The organism is Pseudomonas chlororaphis (assembly GCF_001921865.1).
Taxonomy (GTDB): domain Bacteria; phylum Pseudomonadota; class Gammaproteobacteria; order Pseudomonadales; family Pseudomonadaceae; genus Aquipseudomonas; species Aquipseudomonas chlororaphis_D.
Map to the genome: position 1 here is coordinate 13,632 of NZ_MSCT01000012.1, position 15,431 is coordinate 29,062.

The window sequence follows — 15,431 nt, forward strand, 5'->3', positions numbered from 1 at the left end:
ACGCCGGGTAAATCGAAAAATGGACCTATCCTCGCAATCCCCCTGGGGAGCACAAGCTGTGCACCGCTATCCGAACGCACCACCGGCCCCTACTCAGAAGTATTTGAGCATCGCGATATCGCGGCGCCGCTGCTTGAGATTGGCGAACCAGCGCGTCGGGAAGTACAGGGCCACACCGAGGATCAGGCTCCACAGCCAGATGCCGGAGAGGTTGTCGAAGCCGTAGTAAGCACCCTGGTTGGTGTCCCATAGGGCCACGGCCAGCAAGTACAGGGCCTTGAGCACGTACAGGTGCAGCAGGTAGAAGAACATCGGCGCGCCGCCGTAGATCGCCAGTCGCGCGGTCGACCAACGCGCCTGGGCCTTCTCGAAGTACGCCAGGAGGATCAGCCCCAGGCCCAGGGTCGGCATCAGGAACATCAGCGACGGCGGGTACTTTTTCGCGCTCATGAAGCTCATGAAGGTGCGCAGCGCGTCGCCGGTCTGGACCCAGGGTTTCTCGCCGTAGACGTTCAGGTAGCGGATCCACACGAAGGCCAGCAGCAGGCCGACGCCGACCTTGAACAGCCGCGAAATACGCACCGCCCCTGGGGTGTCCTTGCCGAACCACGGGCCGATGGCCCAACCCAGCAGGATCACTCCGATCCACGGCAGCACCGGGTAGGTGGTGCGGGCGCGGGTGAACTCGGTGAGGTCGATGAACACGCGCTGGTGCAGGATCGACCAGGGCACGAAGAACGGCGACTCGGGGCCCAGCACCACATCGTCCAGCAGGTTGTGCCCGCCAACGATGGCCAGCCCCAGCAGGATCAGCCAGCCGCGCTTGAAGTGCAGCAGGCCGGCCAGCACGATCATGCAGATACCAATGCACCAGATCACTTGCAGCCACAGGGTCTTGGGCGGGAACTCGGCATTCCAGGCAAAGCACACGAAAGTCAGTTCGAGGAACACCAGGAACAGCCCGCGCTTGAGCAGGAACACCGAGGTTTCGTTCAAGCTGTGTTTCTGGCTGTAGAGCCAGGCCGACAGGCCGGTGAGGAAGATGAACACCGGGGCGCAGATTTCACTGAGCAGGCGAGTGAAATACAGGTCGGGGGCCACGCTCAGGGCATCGATCGGGTCGGTGACCTGGCGATGCAGGAAAAAGGTTTCGCGCACGTGGTCCAGCAGCATGCACAGCATGACGAAACCGCGCAGGGCATCGATCGCCAGCATCCGCGTGTTGGCCTTGGCGGCGCTGCCGGCCAGCGCCGGGGTCGCGACGCCGGCCTGCCCGGTCAATCCGCTGGGCAGGCTCATGGCTGTTCCTTGCGTCGCGGGGTGTCGGGTTGTTGCGGGCGGTTTGCGCAGTCGCGCGCGCGGCTCATTCCCATGGGGTTCAAGCTCTTTCTCCTGTTACTGGGCGGGGATGTCGGAACGCGCAAAATGTTATCAGATAACATTTCATTTCGAGAGTCTTGCCTTCTGCTCGCACCAGCCTGCGCGGGTCGTCCGCGCGCCCCGCCCAGCAACGAAAACGGCGCCCAGGGGCGCCGTTTTCAGATCTAAAAAGCAGGCGGGTTCAATCGTCTCGGTCGTCGTCATCGCGGTCGCGGCGATAGCGCCGGTCGTTGTCGTGCCGGTCGCGGTAGTAGCGATCCTCGCCCTGATCGTTGCCGCGGTCGTAGCGGTTGTGATCGCGCCAACGGTCATGGTCGTGATCGTAGCGTCCGCCGTCGTCCCAATAGGGGTAGCAGCCGCCCAGCAGCAACGTGGCGCAAAGGGTCAGGGTGAGGGTCGCGAGTCGCTTCATGGGAATGTCCTGGAGCCTGGGGGTCATAGCGGTGAATGGCAGAACGCGCAGCGGCCCTGGCGCGGGGAATCGGCTGCCGGGGCAAGCAGTCATATGACTGTGGAATCAGTGAGTTATTCGCCCCTGCCCGGCGCTGACGGACCGGCGGTAATGCGCCCGTTCAATGGGCATTGCCCGCCCACAGCCAGTTCCACAGCCCCGGCAGATGCACCGGTTGATCGCTGCTGACGACGGTGCGGGCCATGACCGCCCGTTGCAGCCCCGGCGTACTGTCGTAGAACGGCCGGGACGCGGTGGCGAGCCCCGTGGCCCGGGCGCTGTCCAGCAGGATCTGCAAGTACTCCCGGGTGTGGCGGGCGGTGTAGCGATTGAGATCGTGGAAGGTCACCACCACTGGAATCACGCCGTCCACCGTCGGCAACTGGCCCTGGGCGATGCGCTCGCGCACTTCCGACAGCTGGCGCAGCATATTGGCCCGGCGCCGCGGGCTGGCGGTGAAACCCCAGACCTTGCCGTCGTTGGCGCTGAGGTCGGTCAGCAGCACATGCAGGCCGTGGCGCTGGTAGGCGGCGAAGGTGCGTTTGTCGTAGTTCCAGAACGGTGGGCGCACCAGGGTCGGCGGCACACCGCCGATCAGCGCTATATCGGCGCTGCCGTTACTCAGCGACGCCTCCAGCTCTTGCGGATCGAGCGCGCGATGGTTGCTGTGCCAGGGCGTGGCGGTATGAAAGCCCAGCACATGCCCCTCGGCATGCTCGCGGGCCATCAGCCGACGGCCGATCTCGCTGCCGCCGGCCCGCGGGGCGCGGGTCTGGACGAAAAACACCGCCTTGATCCCCGGTTGCAGCGGGTTGCCAGCCAGTTCATCGAGTACCTGCTCGGTCGGGTTATAGAAGCTCGACGCGCTGGGGCCGTCGTCGAAGGTCAGCAAAAAGCGGATGGGCGCCTGGGCATGCAGGCGTTGCGCGGTCTGCGCGGTCAGTTCGATGGGAGCGCCGATGCAACCGACGAGGCTGGCGGCGAGCAGCAATAGGCAGAGAACCTTGAAGCCGTGTTTCATGTTTTGCCCCGGGTCGGACCGTTGCGGTCGTCGCGTCGATGGCAAAAATCCCTCGCCCGTGGGTCCCTCGCCCGGCCTGCGCATAGCGCCGGGTACAGCTTGGAGGGGCTCCGCCGACTTTGGTTCCCAAAGGCCCCGAGCCTTTACCCGCCGCGGCCTTCGCACGGCCGTTGCCAAGCACGCTGCAACAGCTCGATCACCTCCCGGTCCGAGGTCTGGGTGAAATCCACATAGCCGGTGCCGATCGACACGAACCACAGCGGCGTGATCGGGCAGATCAGTTCGTCGACCTCGAACCCCAGGGCGTCTACGGTTTCCTGCGGCGCCAGGGGCACGGCGACGACGATACGCGCCGGGTGCTGCAAACGCGCCGCCTGCACGGCGGCATGCATCGAGGCACCGGTGGCCAAGCCGTCGTCCACCAGGATCAGCACCTGGCCGCGCAGTTCGGGAGCGGCCCGGGCGCCGCGGTAGGCCTGTTCGCGCCGCCGCAGTTCCTGGGTTTCCCGCGCGGTCACGGCCTGCAACTGGGCATCGCTGACCGGGTGGTGGTGCAGGACGTCCTGGTTGAGGAGGCGGATGCCGCCGCTGGCGATCGCGCCCATCGCCAGTTCTTCATGGCCGGGCACACCGAGCTTGCGCACCAGCATCAGCTCCAGCCGCACGTCCAGGGCGCGGGCGATTTCCCAGGCCACCGGCACCCCGCCGCGGGGCAAGGCCAGCACTATCACGTCGGGCCGGCCGCGGTATTTATGCAACGCCTCGACCAGCCCCTGCCCGGCCGCCTGGCGGTCGCGCAAGGTCATCTGCAAGGACGGATATTCGCTCATCGCGCACCTCCAGCTTGGCCGGGTGCCCGCGCCGGCCACCGGCGCGCGCGGCTGTGCGCGCCGGTGCGTCGACGCCGGATCGAACCCCAGCACGACTATGGATCGCTCGTTGACAATGCGCCCGCAGCGCCCCTACGGCAAGTGCGTCCAGCGCCGGTGCAGGCCGCGGGCCAGGCTGTCCAGGGCAAAGCCCAGGGCGCCGATCAGCAGCACCATGGCCATCAGTTCCGAGTAGGCCAGGCGGTCGCGGGTATCGAGGATGAAATAGCCCAGGCCGGCGCTGACGCCGAGCATTTCGCAGGGCACCAGGACGATCCACAGGATACCGATGGCCAGCCGCACCCCGGTCAACACATGGCCGAGCACGCCGGGCAGGATCACCTTGCGCAGGGTTTCCCAGCGGGTGGCGCTGAGGCTGCGGCTCAGTTGCAGCCAGCGCGGGTCGAGCTGGCGCACCCCGGCCGCGGTATTGAGCAGGATCGGCCAGACCGCGGCGAAGGCCAGCAGGAAGTAGATCGGCCGGTCCCCTACCCCCATCAGCATCACCACCACCGGCATCCACGACAACGGCGAGATCATCCGCAGGAACTGGAACGCCGGGGTGGTGGCCGCCTCCAGATGACGGTAGCTGCCGATCAGCAGGCCCAGGGGCACGCCGACCAGCAAGGCCAGGGCCAGGCCGACGAGGATGCGCCGCAGGCTCACCAGTACATGCTCGTACAGCTCGGCGCGGGCCAGCAGTTCGAGCAGGCTGGCCAGGGTCGCCGCCGGCGAAAAGCGCGCGGCCAGGCCGTCGGCGCTGCCGAACAGGCGCACGCCCAGCCACCACAGCAGCAACAGGCCCAACAACCCCGCCATGCCCAGGGCCCACTGCCGGAATACAGAAACTGGCTGGCCCATCAAAGACTGAACTCCTCGCTGCGCTCGAAACCCTCGGCCAGGCCGAACGCCTGGAGCCCGCCGACGGCGGCGATGGCGTTGCGCACGAAGCGATCGTCCACCAGATCGCGGGCGGTGTGCTGCGGGTCGAGGTTGGCCAGGAAGCCCTGGTCGCCCTCGATCAGGGTGTCCTTGAGACGCTTGACCAGTTCCTCGGTGTAGCTGGGGAACGGGTACGGCTGGAAATCGATGCGCTGCTCGTCCCAGTCCGCATGGCGGATTGCACCGTCGGCCAGGTACTGCTGGCGCGCGCTGGCATCGGGCGCCAGCACTCGGCGCAACACCTGCGGGGTGTGCGGGGTGTAGCGGTTGGCGCCGTCGCGGGATAGCAGTTGCGCGGCCTCGGCGCGGTGGTCGCGGGTCCACAGCTGCGCCTTGACGATGGCGTTGACCACCTTCTGCGACCACTCGGGGCGGTTGTTCAAATCCTGCTCGTGCATGAACACCACGCAGCAGGCGTGGTTGCGCCAGATATCCCCGGTGAAGCGCTGCACCCGGCCGACCTTGAGTTCCTCGGCCAGGGCGTTGAAGGGTTCGGCGACGATGTAGCCGGCGATGCGTTTGCCGGCCAGGGCCGGCGGCATATCCGAGGGCGGCAGCACCAGCAGGTTGACCTCGTTGACCGCCAGGGCGGCGCTGGCCGGTCGGCTTACCGGGGTCAGGCCGTGGTCGCGCAGCAACTGCTGCAGCACCACATTGTGGATCGAGTACCAGAACGGAATCGCCAGCGCCTGCCCGCCCAGTTGCCGCACCTCGGTGATGCCCGGCGCCACGGTCAGGCCCGAGCCGCCGACATGGTTCCAGGCCACCACCTTGGCCGGCACCCGGCTACCGTAACGGGCCCAGACAGTCATCGGCGACAGCAGGTGGATCACATTGACCTGGCCGGAGATGAAGGCTTCGATCACCTGCGCCCAACTGCGCAGCAGCACCGGACGCTCGGAGCGGATGCCCTCGGCCTCGAACAGACCGTTGTTATGGGCCACCAGCAACGGCGTGGCGTCGGTGATCGGCAGGTAGCCGATGCGTACCGGCGCATCCGGCTCCGCGGCGGCGCGGGCGTGCAAACTGTTGAGCAGCGGCAAGGCGCCGCCGGCGGTGAGCAAGGCGCTGAGTTTGAGGAAGTCGCGACGGGTGTGGGTGAAATCGTCCAGGCACATGGTTTAGCTCCAACAATTCGGGCAAGGGATTGGCCCAGCCTTCAACGCATCCTCCTGTAGGAGCGAAGCTTGCTCGCGATAAAAACTCGGACGGCGCAAGGTAGCTGACACTCGACCAGCCTTGAGCTCCTTCGCGGGCAAGCCTCGCTCCTACACAGGCTGCGGTAAGGCTGGGGATTGGGGGTTGCGGCTCGCCCGCCGAAGGGTTTTGAGGATGTCGATACGCAGGGCGCCCAGTTCGTCCACCAGCGCGGCACGCGGCCGAGGCAGGTCGATGCGCCACTCGCCGAGGATCCGCGCCGGGCTGTCACCCAGTAGCAGGACCCGCTCGGAAAGCAGCAGGGCTTCGTCGATGTCATGGGTGATCAGCAGCGCCGCGGTGCGGTGCTCGGCAATCACCTTGAGCAGCAGTTGCTGCATGTCGGCGCGGGTCACTTCGTCCAGCGCGCCGAAGGGTTCGTCGAGCAGCAACACCTGCGGCTGACGGGCCAGGCAGCGCGCCAGGGCGGTGCGCTGGGCCATGCCGCCGGACAGCTGCGCCGGGTAATGGCCGCGGGCATGCTGCAGGCCGACCTCGGCGATCGCCCGGTCGACCCGCGCCTGGCGCTGCTGCGCGTCCAATAGCGGCTGGCGGGCGAAATCCAGGCCGAAGGCGACGTTCTGCGCAAGGTTCAGCCACGGCAGCAGGCTGGGGTCCTGGAAGGCCACGGCCACCCGCGGGTGCGGCCCGTCCAGCGCCTCGCCCAACAGGCTCACGCTGCCGCCCTGGGGTGCTTGCAGGCCGGCCAACACCCGCAACAGGCTGGACTTGCCGACGCCGCTGGGGCCGAGGATCGACACCACTTCCCCCGGCTGCAAGCGCAGGTCGAAACCTTGCAGCACCGTTTGCCAGCCTGCTTTACCGGAGGAACCTGCCTCGCCGGGGTAGCCGAGACTGACTTGCCGGGCTTCGAGCAAGGCCGCGCTCATGCCGCCGCGTCCCGCGCCTGGCGCTGCAACTCGGCGCGCAATTGCACCAGGCTCGGCGTGACGATCGGCACGAACGCCGACTCACGCCAGCGCCGGGCAAACCCGCTGCCGTGCTCGCTCAGGTAGGCCTTGCCGCCGCTGGCCTGCAACTCCAGCTGCACGGCGTTGGCCGCCGCTTCGGCCAAGGCGATGCGCAACCGGAACAAGGCCGCCGGCTGCTCGAGGAAACGCCCGTCGAGCAGGCCGCGCTTGAGTTCGTCGACGCTCTGTTCCAGTTGCTGGCGCTGCGCCTCGAAAGGTTCGCGAAGAATCGAACGACCGTCCTGCAAATGCGCTTGCACCTCGTCCAGCGCGCGCCGCGCCAGGCCGATGGCCATGCCGCATTGCAAACCGAGGAACGCCGGACGCACCGCCGGCAGGAAGACCTTGGCGTCTTCGTGCAACAACCAGTCGCGGTCGACCTCGACCTGCTGCAACTCCAGCGCCGCGGTGTTGCTCGACTGCAAGCCCATCAGTTGCAAGTCCTCGGAGCGCCGCAGGCCGGAAAGGGCCGCGGGGATCGCCAGGACGAAGGGCGCGCCGCCCTGCTCCTGCTCGATGGCCGCCGCCACCACGAAACCGCTCTTGCGCAGGTTGGTGACCCAGTGCAGGCGCCCGTTCAGGCGCCAGCCGCCGGCCCGTGGCTGGGCACGAACTTGCAGGGCCTCGATGCCCGAGAGGAACTTCATGGCGTTGGACAGCCCGGTGGCGCCGGCCAGTTCGCCGCTGAGCAAGCTCGGCAACAGACGCTCGCGCAACACGGCGTTGGGGCTTTGCAGCAGGTATTCGATAAAGGCCCGCTGGCCCCAGAACACGAAGGCCGCCGCCAGCGAGCGGCTGGCCACCGCGGCCACCGCCTCCACGGCGGCACCCAGGTCGCCGGCGCTGCCGCCCTGCTCGACCGGGATACCGATGCGCAGCACCTGCGCCCCGGCCAGTCGCGCCAGCACCTGCTGCGGGTCGCACTGGCCCAGGTCCAGGGCTTGGGCCTGGGTGTCCAGCCATTGGCTCAATGCCGGATCTAGCATGGGGTCTTCTCCTTTTTCACACGGCAACGGCCAACGGGCCACGCCTTTGAATCCAACGGCGCCTCAGGGTTGCGGCGCTTGCCAGCGGTACTGGGCCAGCTCCGGGTTGAGCGGCGTGCGGGCGAACACGTTGGCGAAATTGCACAGGGTCGCCAGGCTCACCCCGAGTATCACTTCCAGGGCGTTGCCCTCGGTGTAGCCGGCGGCCCTGAACGCCTCGTAGGTCGGCTCGTCGACATTGCCGCGGGTGGCGATCACCGCGCTGGCGAAGGCCGCCAGCGCTTGCAGCCTGGCCTCTGGCAACGGAGCCTGTTCGCGCAGCGCGCTGACCACCGCGTCCGGCAGCCGTGCCTTGTTCTGCGCCACCGCGGTGTGCCCGGCCACACAGAAATCGCAGCCGTGGGTGGTGGCGGCCACCAGTTGCACCACCTCGCGTTCGGCCAGGCTCAGCTCGGCCTTGCCATTGAGCGCCGATACCGTAACGTAGGTCTCCAGCGCCGCCGGGGCATTGGCCAGCACGCCCAGCAGATTGGGGATAAAGCCCGAGTTGTTCTGGGCGTTCTGCAAGAACGGCCGGGCCGCTTCGGGGGCGCTTTGCAGCGTGTGTAGCGTGATGCGCGACATGCAGTGGACTCCTGCTGTAAAGGTGTCCGGCCAGTCTGTTGGTTATAAGAATTCCGATCCATATTCTAAAGTAGCGATTACTTGCTCCTGAGTGTTTCCATTAGATGATTTCGTCCAGCCCACTGGTTGATTGGTTATTAGAGAGCCTGGAACTCGACGCCAGCCTGTTCCATGTCGGCCGCTACTGCGGCGGTTGGCACGCCAGCACCCACGGCCTGTCCCGGGCCAGTTTCCACCTCGTGGTGCAGGGGCATTGCTGGCTGCATATCGAGGGGCAGTCCCCGGCCCTGCGCCTGAACGCCGGGGATGCGGTGTTCCTGATGCGCGACCTGGATTACCGCCTGTCCAGCGCCGAAGCCCATGACGCCGCCCGCGAGCTGCCACGCAGGGCCATGCAAGCCCTGGAGGTGGGCGCCGAAGACGGCGTGGGGCTGGTCTGCGGCTTCTTTCATTTCAAGTCGGGGCTGTCGTCGCTGATCATCGACGGCCTGCCGGACTGGATCGTCCTGCGCGCCGGCGACCCGTCCCTGAGCGCGGCCCGGGCCCTGTTCGAGCTGATCCTCGAGGAATGCCAGCGCACGCCCGCGCCCTCCTCGGCCTTGCTCGAACGCCTGAGCCACCTGCTGTTTCTCTATGTGTTGCGCCAGCAGGTGGCCGACAACCAGGGCCTGGGCGGCCTGGTGGCGCTGGCCCGGCACCCGGCCTTCGCGACGCTGCTGGAGCAGTTGATCGAGCGCCCCGAGCAGCCCTGGTCCCTGGAAGACATGGCGGCCTGCACCGGGCTGTCGCGCTCGGCCTTCTTCAAGCGCTTCAACGAGCTGGCCGGACAATCGCCGGGCCAGGTCCTGCTGGCGCTGCGCATGCGCCATGCCTGCCAGTTGCTCAAGGCCAACCACACCGTGGAACAGGTCGGCGCGGCGGTGGGTTATCAGTCGGTCGCGGCCTTTACCCGGGCCTTCGCCAAGGCCGTGGGCGTGCAGCCGGGAGCGTATCGACGCCAGCACGAAGGGCGCTGAAGGTGTCGGAGCCGATTGCCGGGCCCCGGCAAGGCTTCACTGGCTCAGCGCTTGGGTAAACGACGGATCGATGATCCCCGCGGTGGCCAGGGGCGCCGGCAGCGCCTTGACCTTGAACAGGAAGTCCGCGGTGCTTTGCAGGTCGGCGGCGGCCTGCGCATCCACCGGGCCGACGCTCATGTGCGCCTGGCGCAGCCAATGGCGCGAGACGTCCTGGTCGAGGTTGGCCTTTTTCGCCCACAGGTCGGCGTACGGGTCGGTATGCGTGTCGACCCAGGCACGCGCCTGTTTCAGGCGGCCGAGGAAATCGGCGATGGCGGCGCGCTTGCTGTCGATGGCCGGGGTCGAGGCGGCGATGGCGCTGAGCCCGGGCATCAGGTGCTTCGCGGTGAGGATCGGCCGCGCGCCGGAGAACAGGATCTGTTGCGAGATATAGGGTTCCCACACCGGGAAGGCGTCGATGCTGCCCTGGGGCAAGGCCGCGGCGGCGTCGATCGGCATCAGCTTGACGAACTCGACATGGTCCTCCGGCAGGCCGGCCTGCTCCAGGGCACGCAAGGTCAGTTGCTGGCTCCAAGCGCCGGGCCAGTAGGCGACCTTCTTGCCCTTGAGGTCGGCGATGGTCTTCGCCGGCGAGTCCTTGGGCACCAGCAGGGCAATGGTGTCCGGGTTCTGCCGCGAGACGCCGATCAGCTTCACCGGCGCCTGCTTCGCGGCGAGGAACAGAAAGCCCGAATCGCCGAGGAAGCCCAGGTCCAGGGCTCCGGTGTTCAACGCCTCGGCCAGGGGCGCGGCGGCCTGGAAGTGCTTCCAGTCGACCGTATAGGGCGCGCCTTCGAGCACCCCAGAGGCCTCCACCGAGGCCCGCACGTTGTAGTAGTTCTGGTCGCCGATGTGCAGTACCAGCGGTTCGGCGGCCTGGGCCAGGGGCGCCGCGAACAGGGTGCCGAGGAGCAGGCGGCGCAGGCGGAGGGAGAGCGTCATGGGAAATTCCTGGATCGATGGATAAATGGATTTTCTAGAACATAACGCTCTTAGAATTCGGTTTTGAAATGCTCTTAACGCATAAGCTCATAGCCGCCTTGGCATTCCCGGTCGGTGGCTGTTGGCGGAGAAACAGTGGGGCAACAGCCTGTTGCTCCAGCAACAGCACCCGAGGCGGGTTGGCGCCGGCGACCCCTTGAAACCGCCCTTGCCCAGCTATGGCACAGAGCCTGCAATATTCCTTTCCAGCAGGATTCGTTCCTGTCGTCCGCAGCTTTTGCAATAAGGGGCGCAAAAAACCCTCGCAAATACCCCCTTGCCCTCTCGCCGTCTTGCCCGGAGCCGTCCATGAAATCCGCCTTGCGTTCCCCCCTGGCCCGCGCCAGATACCTGCTCAGCGCCTGCGCGCTGGCCCTGTTCCTGAGTCCGGGCCTGCAACCCCTGGCCCAAGCCGCCGAAAGCCCGCCGGCCGAAGTGCGCCTGGATTACGCCTACTACTCGCCGGTCAGCCTGGTGCTCAAGCACTTCGGGTTTCTCGAAAAGGCCCTGCCCCAGGCCAAGATCGGCTGGGTCCTGAGCCAGGGCAGCAACCGCTCCCTGGAATACCTCAACAGCGGCGGCGTCGATTTTGCCTCCTCCGCCAGCCTGGCGGCGGTGCTGAGCCGGGCCAACGGCAGCCCGATCAAGTCGGTGTACGTCTACAGCCGCGCCGAATGGACCGCCCTGGTGGTGCGCAAGGACTCGCCGTACCAGACGGTCGCCGACCTCAAGGGCAAGAAGATCGCCGCCACCAAGGGCACCGATCCCTACCTGTTCACCCTGCGCAGCCTGCAACAGGCCGGGCTGAAAAAAGACGATGTGGAACTGCTGCACCTGCAACACCCGGACGGCCGCACCGCCCTGGAAGAAGGCGACGTCGATGCCTGGGCCGGTCTCGACCCGCACATGGCCGCCAGCGAAGTGCAGGCCGGCTCGCGCCTGCTGTACCGCAACACGGCGTTCAACAGTTACGGCGTGCTCAGCGTCACCGAGCAGTACGCCAAAGAGCATCCGCAGACCATCGCCACCGTACTCGCGGCCTATGAGCAGGCCCGCCAGTGGTCGGTCGAGCACCCAGACGAGCTGGCCAAACTGCTGGCCGATGAATCCGGCCTGCCGCTGGAAGTGGCCCGGCTGCAACTGTCGCGCACCGACCTTGGCCGCCCGCGGTTGAGCGCCGAGGATGTGCTGGCCTCCAAGGCCGCCGCGCCGATCCTGGTCTCCGAGGAGCTGGTGCGCCGCGGGGTGAACGTGGACCAGGTGATCGACCAGTTGCTCGACACCGGCCTCCAGCAAGCCGTGGCCCGTCAATAAGCCAATCCCCAGTGGCCAACCGAATCCGCGCCCGACGCGGATTCGGCAGCGCCGGAGAATCGCCATGAACCGCAACAGCGAAAACCTTTCACCGCGCCTGAGCCTGTCCGCGCCCAGGCTCCCGCGTGTGGACCCCGCCCGCTGGCGCCTGCGTTTGAAGGGCCTGGCCCTGCCAGTGCTGATCCTCGCGGTGCTGGAGATCGTCGTGCGCCTGGGCTGGCTGCCGTCCTACCAGATGCCGGCCCCCAGCGAGATCGCCCTGACCCTCGGCGAGCTGGCCGAGGGCGCGCTGTGGAAACACATCGGCGCCAGCCTGCTGCGGGTGCTGCTGGGCTTTGCCATCGGCGCCGGCCTGGCCCTGGTTTTCGCCGCCTGGGTCGGCCTGAGCCGGGAAGCCGAGGCCTACCTGGAGCCGACCTTCGCCGGCCTGCGCTCGATCCCCAGCCTGGCCTGGGTGCCGCTGTTTCTGCTGTGGCTGGGCATCGACGAAACCTCGAAGGTGGTGCTGATCGCCATCGGCGCCTTCTTCCCGGTGTACCTCAACGGCGTGGCGGCGATCCGCAATATCGACCGCAAGCTGGTGGAGGTCGGCCAGATGTACGGTTTCGGCCGGCGCCGGCTGGTGCGGCGGATTCTCCTGCCGGCCGCCCTGCCCGGTTTGTTCACCGGGCTGCGCAGCGGCATGAGCCTGGCCTGGATGTTCCTGGTGGCCGCCGAACTGATCGCCGCCACCAAGGGCCTGGGCTACCTGCTCAGCGACGGCCGCGAAACCTCGCGGCCGGACATCGTGCTGGCGGCGATCATCGTCCTCGCCGTGCTGGGCAAGTTCAGCGACGGCGTGCTCGCCGGCCTGGAACGGCGCCTGCTGGCCTGGCGCGACACCTTCGACGGCCACGGCGGCAACCGCCAACACACCGAGGATTGACCCATGAGCCAGGCCCTGCTGGATATCCGCGTCGAGCGCAAGGCGTTCGCCGCCACCACCGTCCTCGACGCCATCCACCTGCAATTGCACCCGCGGGAAACCGTCAGCCTGCTGGGCCCCAGTGGCTGCGGCAAAAGCACCTTGCTGCGCATCGTCGCCGGCCTGGAGAAAGACTTCGCCGGGCAACTGCTCAGCCACACCGAGCAACTGGCTTTTGTCTTCCAGGAGCCGCGGCTGATGCCCTGGCTGACGGTGGAACAGAACATCGGCTTCAGCGACGACGGCCATTACGACCGGGCCTGGGTCGGGCAACTGATCGAGGAAGTCGGCCTGGCCGGCTTCGCCCAGGCCCTGCCCAAGGCGCTGTCCGGCGGCATGGCGCAGCGGGTGGCGATTGCCCGCGGCCTGTACTCGCGCCCACACGTGTTGCTGCTCGACGAACCCTTCAGCGCGGTGGACGCCTTTACCCGAATGAAACTGCAGGACCTGCTGCTGCAATTGGCCGAGCGGCACGCCATCGCCCTGCTGCTGGTGACCCACGACGTCGACGAGGCGCTGTACCTGAGCGACCGGGTGCTGGTGATGGGCAACCGCCCCAGCAGCATTCGCCAGGAACTGGCGGTGCGCCTGGACCATCCGCGGGACCGTCGCGACCCGTTGCTGGCCCAGCTCAAGGCGCAGTCACTGACCGAATTGCAGCGCGCCCACGTGATTTGAACGGCTGCGAACAAAAGAACCTAAAGGAATTAATAAATAAATAATCAGTATTTATGGTTATAAAAATAACCACGTACTCTCAACCCATCCCGCCCTTGGCCACGACAGTGAAGTGCCTTATGAAACCGACCGACAACGTGATCGACTTCGCCCAGTTCCGCAAACGCAAACAGGCTCAGCAACTGGCCCGGGCCATGTGGGAAATGTACGCGCGCAATGCCGGTTACCAGGCGTTCCAGTGGGTTCAGGCGGCCCAGCCGACCGGGACGCGCCACGCGTGAGCGTCCAGGAACCCTCGCGCTTTCTGGCGAGCGCCGACGAACCCGGCCTGGATTTGACCCCTCTGGAAAGCCAGGAAGAAGACCCGATCAGCCAGCGGGTCGCGCAGAACCTGCAACGCCTGCGCAGCAAACGTCATCTTTCCCTGGATGGCCTGGCCCGCCAGTGCGGGGTCAGCCGGGCGATGCTGGCGCAGATCGAATCCGGGCGCAGCGTGCCGTCGATCAAGGTGCTGTGCAAGATCGCCAAGGGCCTGAAGGTGTCGGTCGCGGCCTTTCTCGAACACCGCGCCTTCGAAGGCGTTGCGCTCCTGCCGTCGAGCCAGAGCAAACGCCTGGTCAGCGCCAGCGGCGCCTTTGTCAGCCGCGCCCTCTTCCCCTTCGACGTGGCGCGCCAGTCGGAATTCTACGAACTGCGCCTGAGCGCGCTCGGCGAAGACCAGTCCGAAGGACACGGGCCGGGGGTGCAGGAAAACCTGGTGGTGGCCCAGGGCGTGCTGGAAATCAGCGTCAACGAAGAACGCTACCTGCTCTCCACCGGCGACTCGATCCTGTTCTACGCCGACCAGCCGCACCGCTACCGCAACCCGGCCGACAGCGAGGCCGTGGCCTACCTGGTGGTGACCTACCCGGAACGCCTGGACTGAATACCGACACTGAGCAACGGCACGGCCGGCGTGGCGCGCTCATGAAAAGGCGTCCACTTGGGTAAGCCGCGCCGACAGGCTCCAGAGACGTTCGGCCTGCTGCGGATCGATGGCATGAGGTTTTACCCCCACGAATGACAACGGTTGGCCCTCGTCGACCCTGGCCACTTCGCAGTCTTCGCAATACAAGCCCCCCAAGCCATCCAGCGTCGGCGATGTCGCGGCCCACACCTGCGTGGCGGCGCCTTGGCGGGTGTTCTTGAAGGCTGGGTTCGCCGGTTTGCCCTCGGCGTCTATCCAGCCCAAGGCGAACATCTCCTCCCTGGGCAAGTGACGTTGCAGCGGCGTGGCGATCATCCCCGGGTGCAGGGAGAACGCCCGCACGCCTTGCCCGCGCCCCAGCCGGTCCAGGTGCACGGCGAACAGCGCGTTGGCGGTTTTCGACTGGCCGTAGGCGAGCCACTTGTCGTAGCCCCGATCGAACTGCGGGTCGTCCCAGCGAATGGCGCAGGTGTGATGCCCCGCAGAAGACACCATCACCACCCGGGCACCGCCTTGCAACGCCGGCCAGAGCCGGTTGACCAGCGCATGGTGGCCCAGGTGATTGGTTGCGAACTGTGCCTCCCAACCAGGGCCCACGCGGGTTTCGGGGCAGGCCATGACGCCGGCGTTGCCGATCAAGATGTCCAGGTGGGTGCCCCTCGCCAGGAGCGTTTGCGAGAAGTCCTCGACGCTCGCCAGGTCGGCCAGGTCCAGCCCGAGGACCTCGACATTGGCCAAACCTGCGACCTGGGCCAGGGCGGCACGGCGGTCGCGGGCCGCCACGATCACCCGTGCCCCGGCGCCGGCCAGCGCCCGGGTGGTTTCCAGGCCCAGGCCGGAATGCCCGCCCGTTACCAGGGCCGTGGCTCCGGAAAGATCGATACCGTCGAGGACCTCGGATGCCGTCGAGGCGGCGCCGAAGCCGGAGTGAACGGGAGTCTGTCTAGCCGTCATCGGAATCTCCTTTACGAATGGAAAGCAGGCTGCCAACGTGAAGCGCTTTCATTCTGCGAGCCCAATGCCGGACC

The 15,431-nt window shown here is 66.9% G+C and carries 17 protein-coding genes; 6 read left to right on the forward strand and 11 right to left on the reverse strand.

What is annotated here, in order from left to right:
* Positions 1-93 precede the first annotated feature (93 nt).
* The 9 genes from BTN82_RS15540 to BTN82_RS15580 form a co-directional block, all read right to left on the reverse strand.
* On the reverse strand, positions 94-1,299 hold the full coding sequence (locus BTN82_RS15540; RefSeq protein WP_075120017.1) for a DUF1624 domain-containing protein: 1,206 nt from the start codon (positions 1,297-1,299) through the stop codon (positions 94-96).
* A 262-nt stretch (positions 1,300-1,561) separates the two neighbouring features.
* A complete protein-coding gene (locus BTN82_RS15545) occupies positions 1,562-1,792 on the reverse strand; it encodes a hypothetical protein (RefSeq protein ID WP_075120018.1) in 231 nt (76 codons plus the stop codon).
* Positions 1,793-1,952: 160 nt separating this feature from the next.
* The gene (locus BTN82_RS15550) at positions 1,953-2,852 is read right to left on the reverse strand and encodes a polysaccharide deacetylase family protein (RefSeq protein WP_075120019.1); all 900 of its coding nucleotides are present in this window, start codon (positions 2,850-2,852) and stop codon (positions 1,953-1,955) included.
* A 143-nt stretch (positions 2,853-2,995) separates the two neighbouring features.
* Positions 2,996-3,682 (reverse strand): phosphoribosyltransferase, encoded by a 687-nt coding sequence (locus tag BTN82_RS15555; RefSeq protein ID WP_075120020.1) that lies wholly within the window; start codon positions 3,680-3,682, stop codon positions 2,996-2,998.
* 132 nt (positions 3,683-3,814) lie between these two features.
* On the reverse strand, positions 3,815-4,582 hold the full coding sequence (locus tag BTN82_RS15560; RefSeq protein WP_075120021.1) for an ABC transporter permease: 768 nt from the start codon (positions 4,580-4,582) through the stop codon (positions 3,815-3,817).
* Positions 4,582-5,781: an ABC transporter substrate-binding protein gene (locus BTN82_RS15565; RefSeq protein ID WP_075120022.1), complete on the reverse strand. Its 1,200-nt coding sequence runs from the start codon at positions 5,779-5,781 to the stop codon at positions 4,582-4,584. Before BTN82_RS15565 ends, BTN82_RS15560 begins: the two co-directional genes overlap by 1 nt.
* A gap of 150 nt (positions 5,782-5,931) precedes the next feature.
* The gene (locus BTN82_RS15570) at positions 5,932-6,750 is read right to left on the reverse strand and encodes an ABC transporter ATP-binding protein (protein WP_075120023.1); all 819 of its coding nucleotides are present in this window, start codon (positions 6,748-6,750) and stop codon (positions 5,932-5,934) included.
* Positions 6,747-7,817 (reverse strand): acyl-CoA dehydrogenase family protein, encoded by a 1,071-nt coding sequence (locus BTN82_RS15575; protein WP_075120024.1) that lies wholly within the window; start codon positions 7,815-7,817, stop codon positions 6,747-6,749. The genes BTN82_RS15570 and BTN82_RS15575 overlap by 4 nt, the downstream gene beginning before the upstream one ends.
* A gap of 63 nt (positions 7,818-7,880) precedes the next feature.
* On the reverse strand, positions 7,881-8,441 hold the full coding sequence (locus tag BTN82_RS15580; protein ID WP_075120025.1) for a carboxymuconolactone decarboxylase family protein: 561 nt from the start codon (positions 8,439-8,441) through the stop codon (positions 7,881-7,883).
* A 104-nt stretch (positions 8,442-8,545) separates the two neighbouring features.
* Here BTN82_RS15580 and BTN82_RS15585 point away from each other — a divergent pair, with 104 nt between their 5' ends.
* A complete protein-coding gene (locus tag BTN82_RS15585; RefSeq protein ID WP_075120026.1) occupies positions 8,546-9,457 on the forward strand; it encodes an AraC family transcriptional regulator in 912 nt (303 codons plus the stop codon).
* A gap of 36 nt (positions 9,458-9,493) precedes the next feature.
* Here BTN82_RS15585 and BTN82_RS15590 read toward each other — a convergent pair whose 3' ends face one another.
* Positions 9,494-10,441: an ABC transporter substrate-binding protein gene (locus BTN82_RS15590; protein WP_075120027.1), complete on the reverse strand. Its 948-nt coding sequence runs from the start codon at positions 10,439-10,441 to the stop codon at positions 9,494-9,496.
* Between the two features lie 348 nt (positions 10,442-10,789).
* On the opposite strand from BTN82_RS15590, the gene BTN82_RS15595 reads away from it, so the two are divergent.
* The 5 genes from BTN82_RS15595 (at position 10,790) to BTN82_RS15610 (ending at position 14,361) form a co-directional block, all read left to right on the forward strand.
* Positions 10,790-11,794, forward strand: a complete 1,005-nt coding sequence (locus BTN82_RS15595; RefSeq protein WP_075120028.1) for an aliphatic sulfonate ABC transporter substrate-binding protein — start codon at positions 10,790-10,792, stop codon at positions 11,792-11,794.
* Between the two features lie 64 nt (positions 11,795-11,858).
* Positions 11,859-12,719, forward strand: coding sequence for an ABC transporter permease (locus BTN82_RS15600; protein WP_075120029.1), 861 nt, complete (start codon positions 11,859-11,861; stop codon positions 12,717-12,719).
* Positions 12,720-12,722: 3 nt separating this feature from the next.
* Entirely contained in the window at positions 12,723-13,436 is a 714-nt protein-coding gene (locus BTN82_RS15605) for an ABC transporter ATP-binding protein (RefSeq protein WP_075120030.1), read from the forward strand.
* Between the two features lie 119 nt (positions 13,437-13,555).
* Positions 13,556-13,717 (forward strand): hypothetical protein, encoded by a 162-nt coding sequence (locus tag BTN82_RS31355; protein ID WP_186828400.1) that lies wholly within the window; start codon positions 13,556-13,558, stop codon positions 13,715-13,717.
* A 53-nt stretch (positions 13,718-13,770) separates the two neighbouring features.
* Positions 13,771-14,361, forward strand: a complete 591-nt coding sequence (locus BTN82_RS15610; protein WP_410002814.1) for a helix-turn-helix domain-containing protein — start codon at positions 13,771-13,773, stop codon at positions 14,359-14,361.
* Positions 14,362-14,400: 39 nt separating this feature from the next.
* On the opposite strand, the gene BTN82_RS15615 is transcribed toward BTN82_RS15610, so the two are convergent.
* A complete protein-coding gene (locus tag BTN82_RS15615; RefSeq protein WP_075120032.1) occupies positions 14,401-15,357 on the reverse strand; it encodes an SDR family NAD(P)-dependent oxidoreductase in 957 nt (318 codons plus the stop codon).
* Positions 15,358-15,431 lie beyond the last annotated feature (74 nt).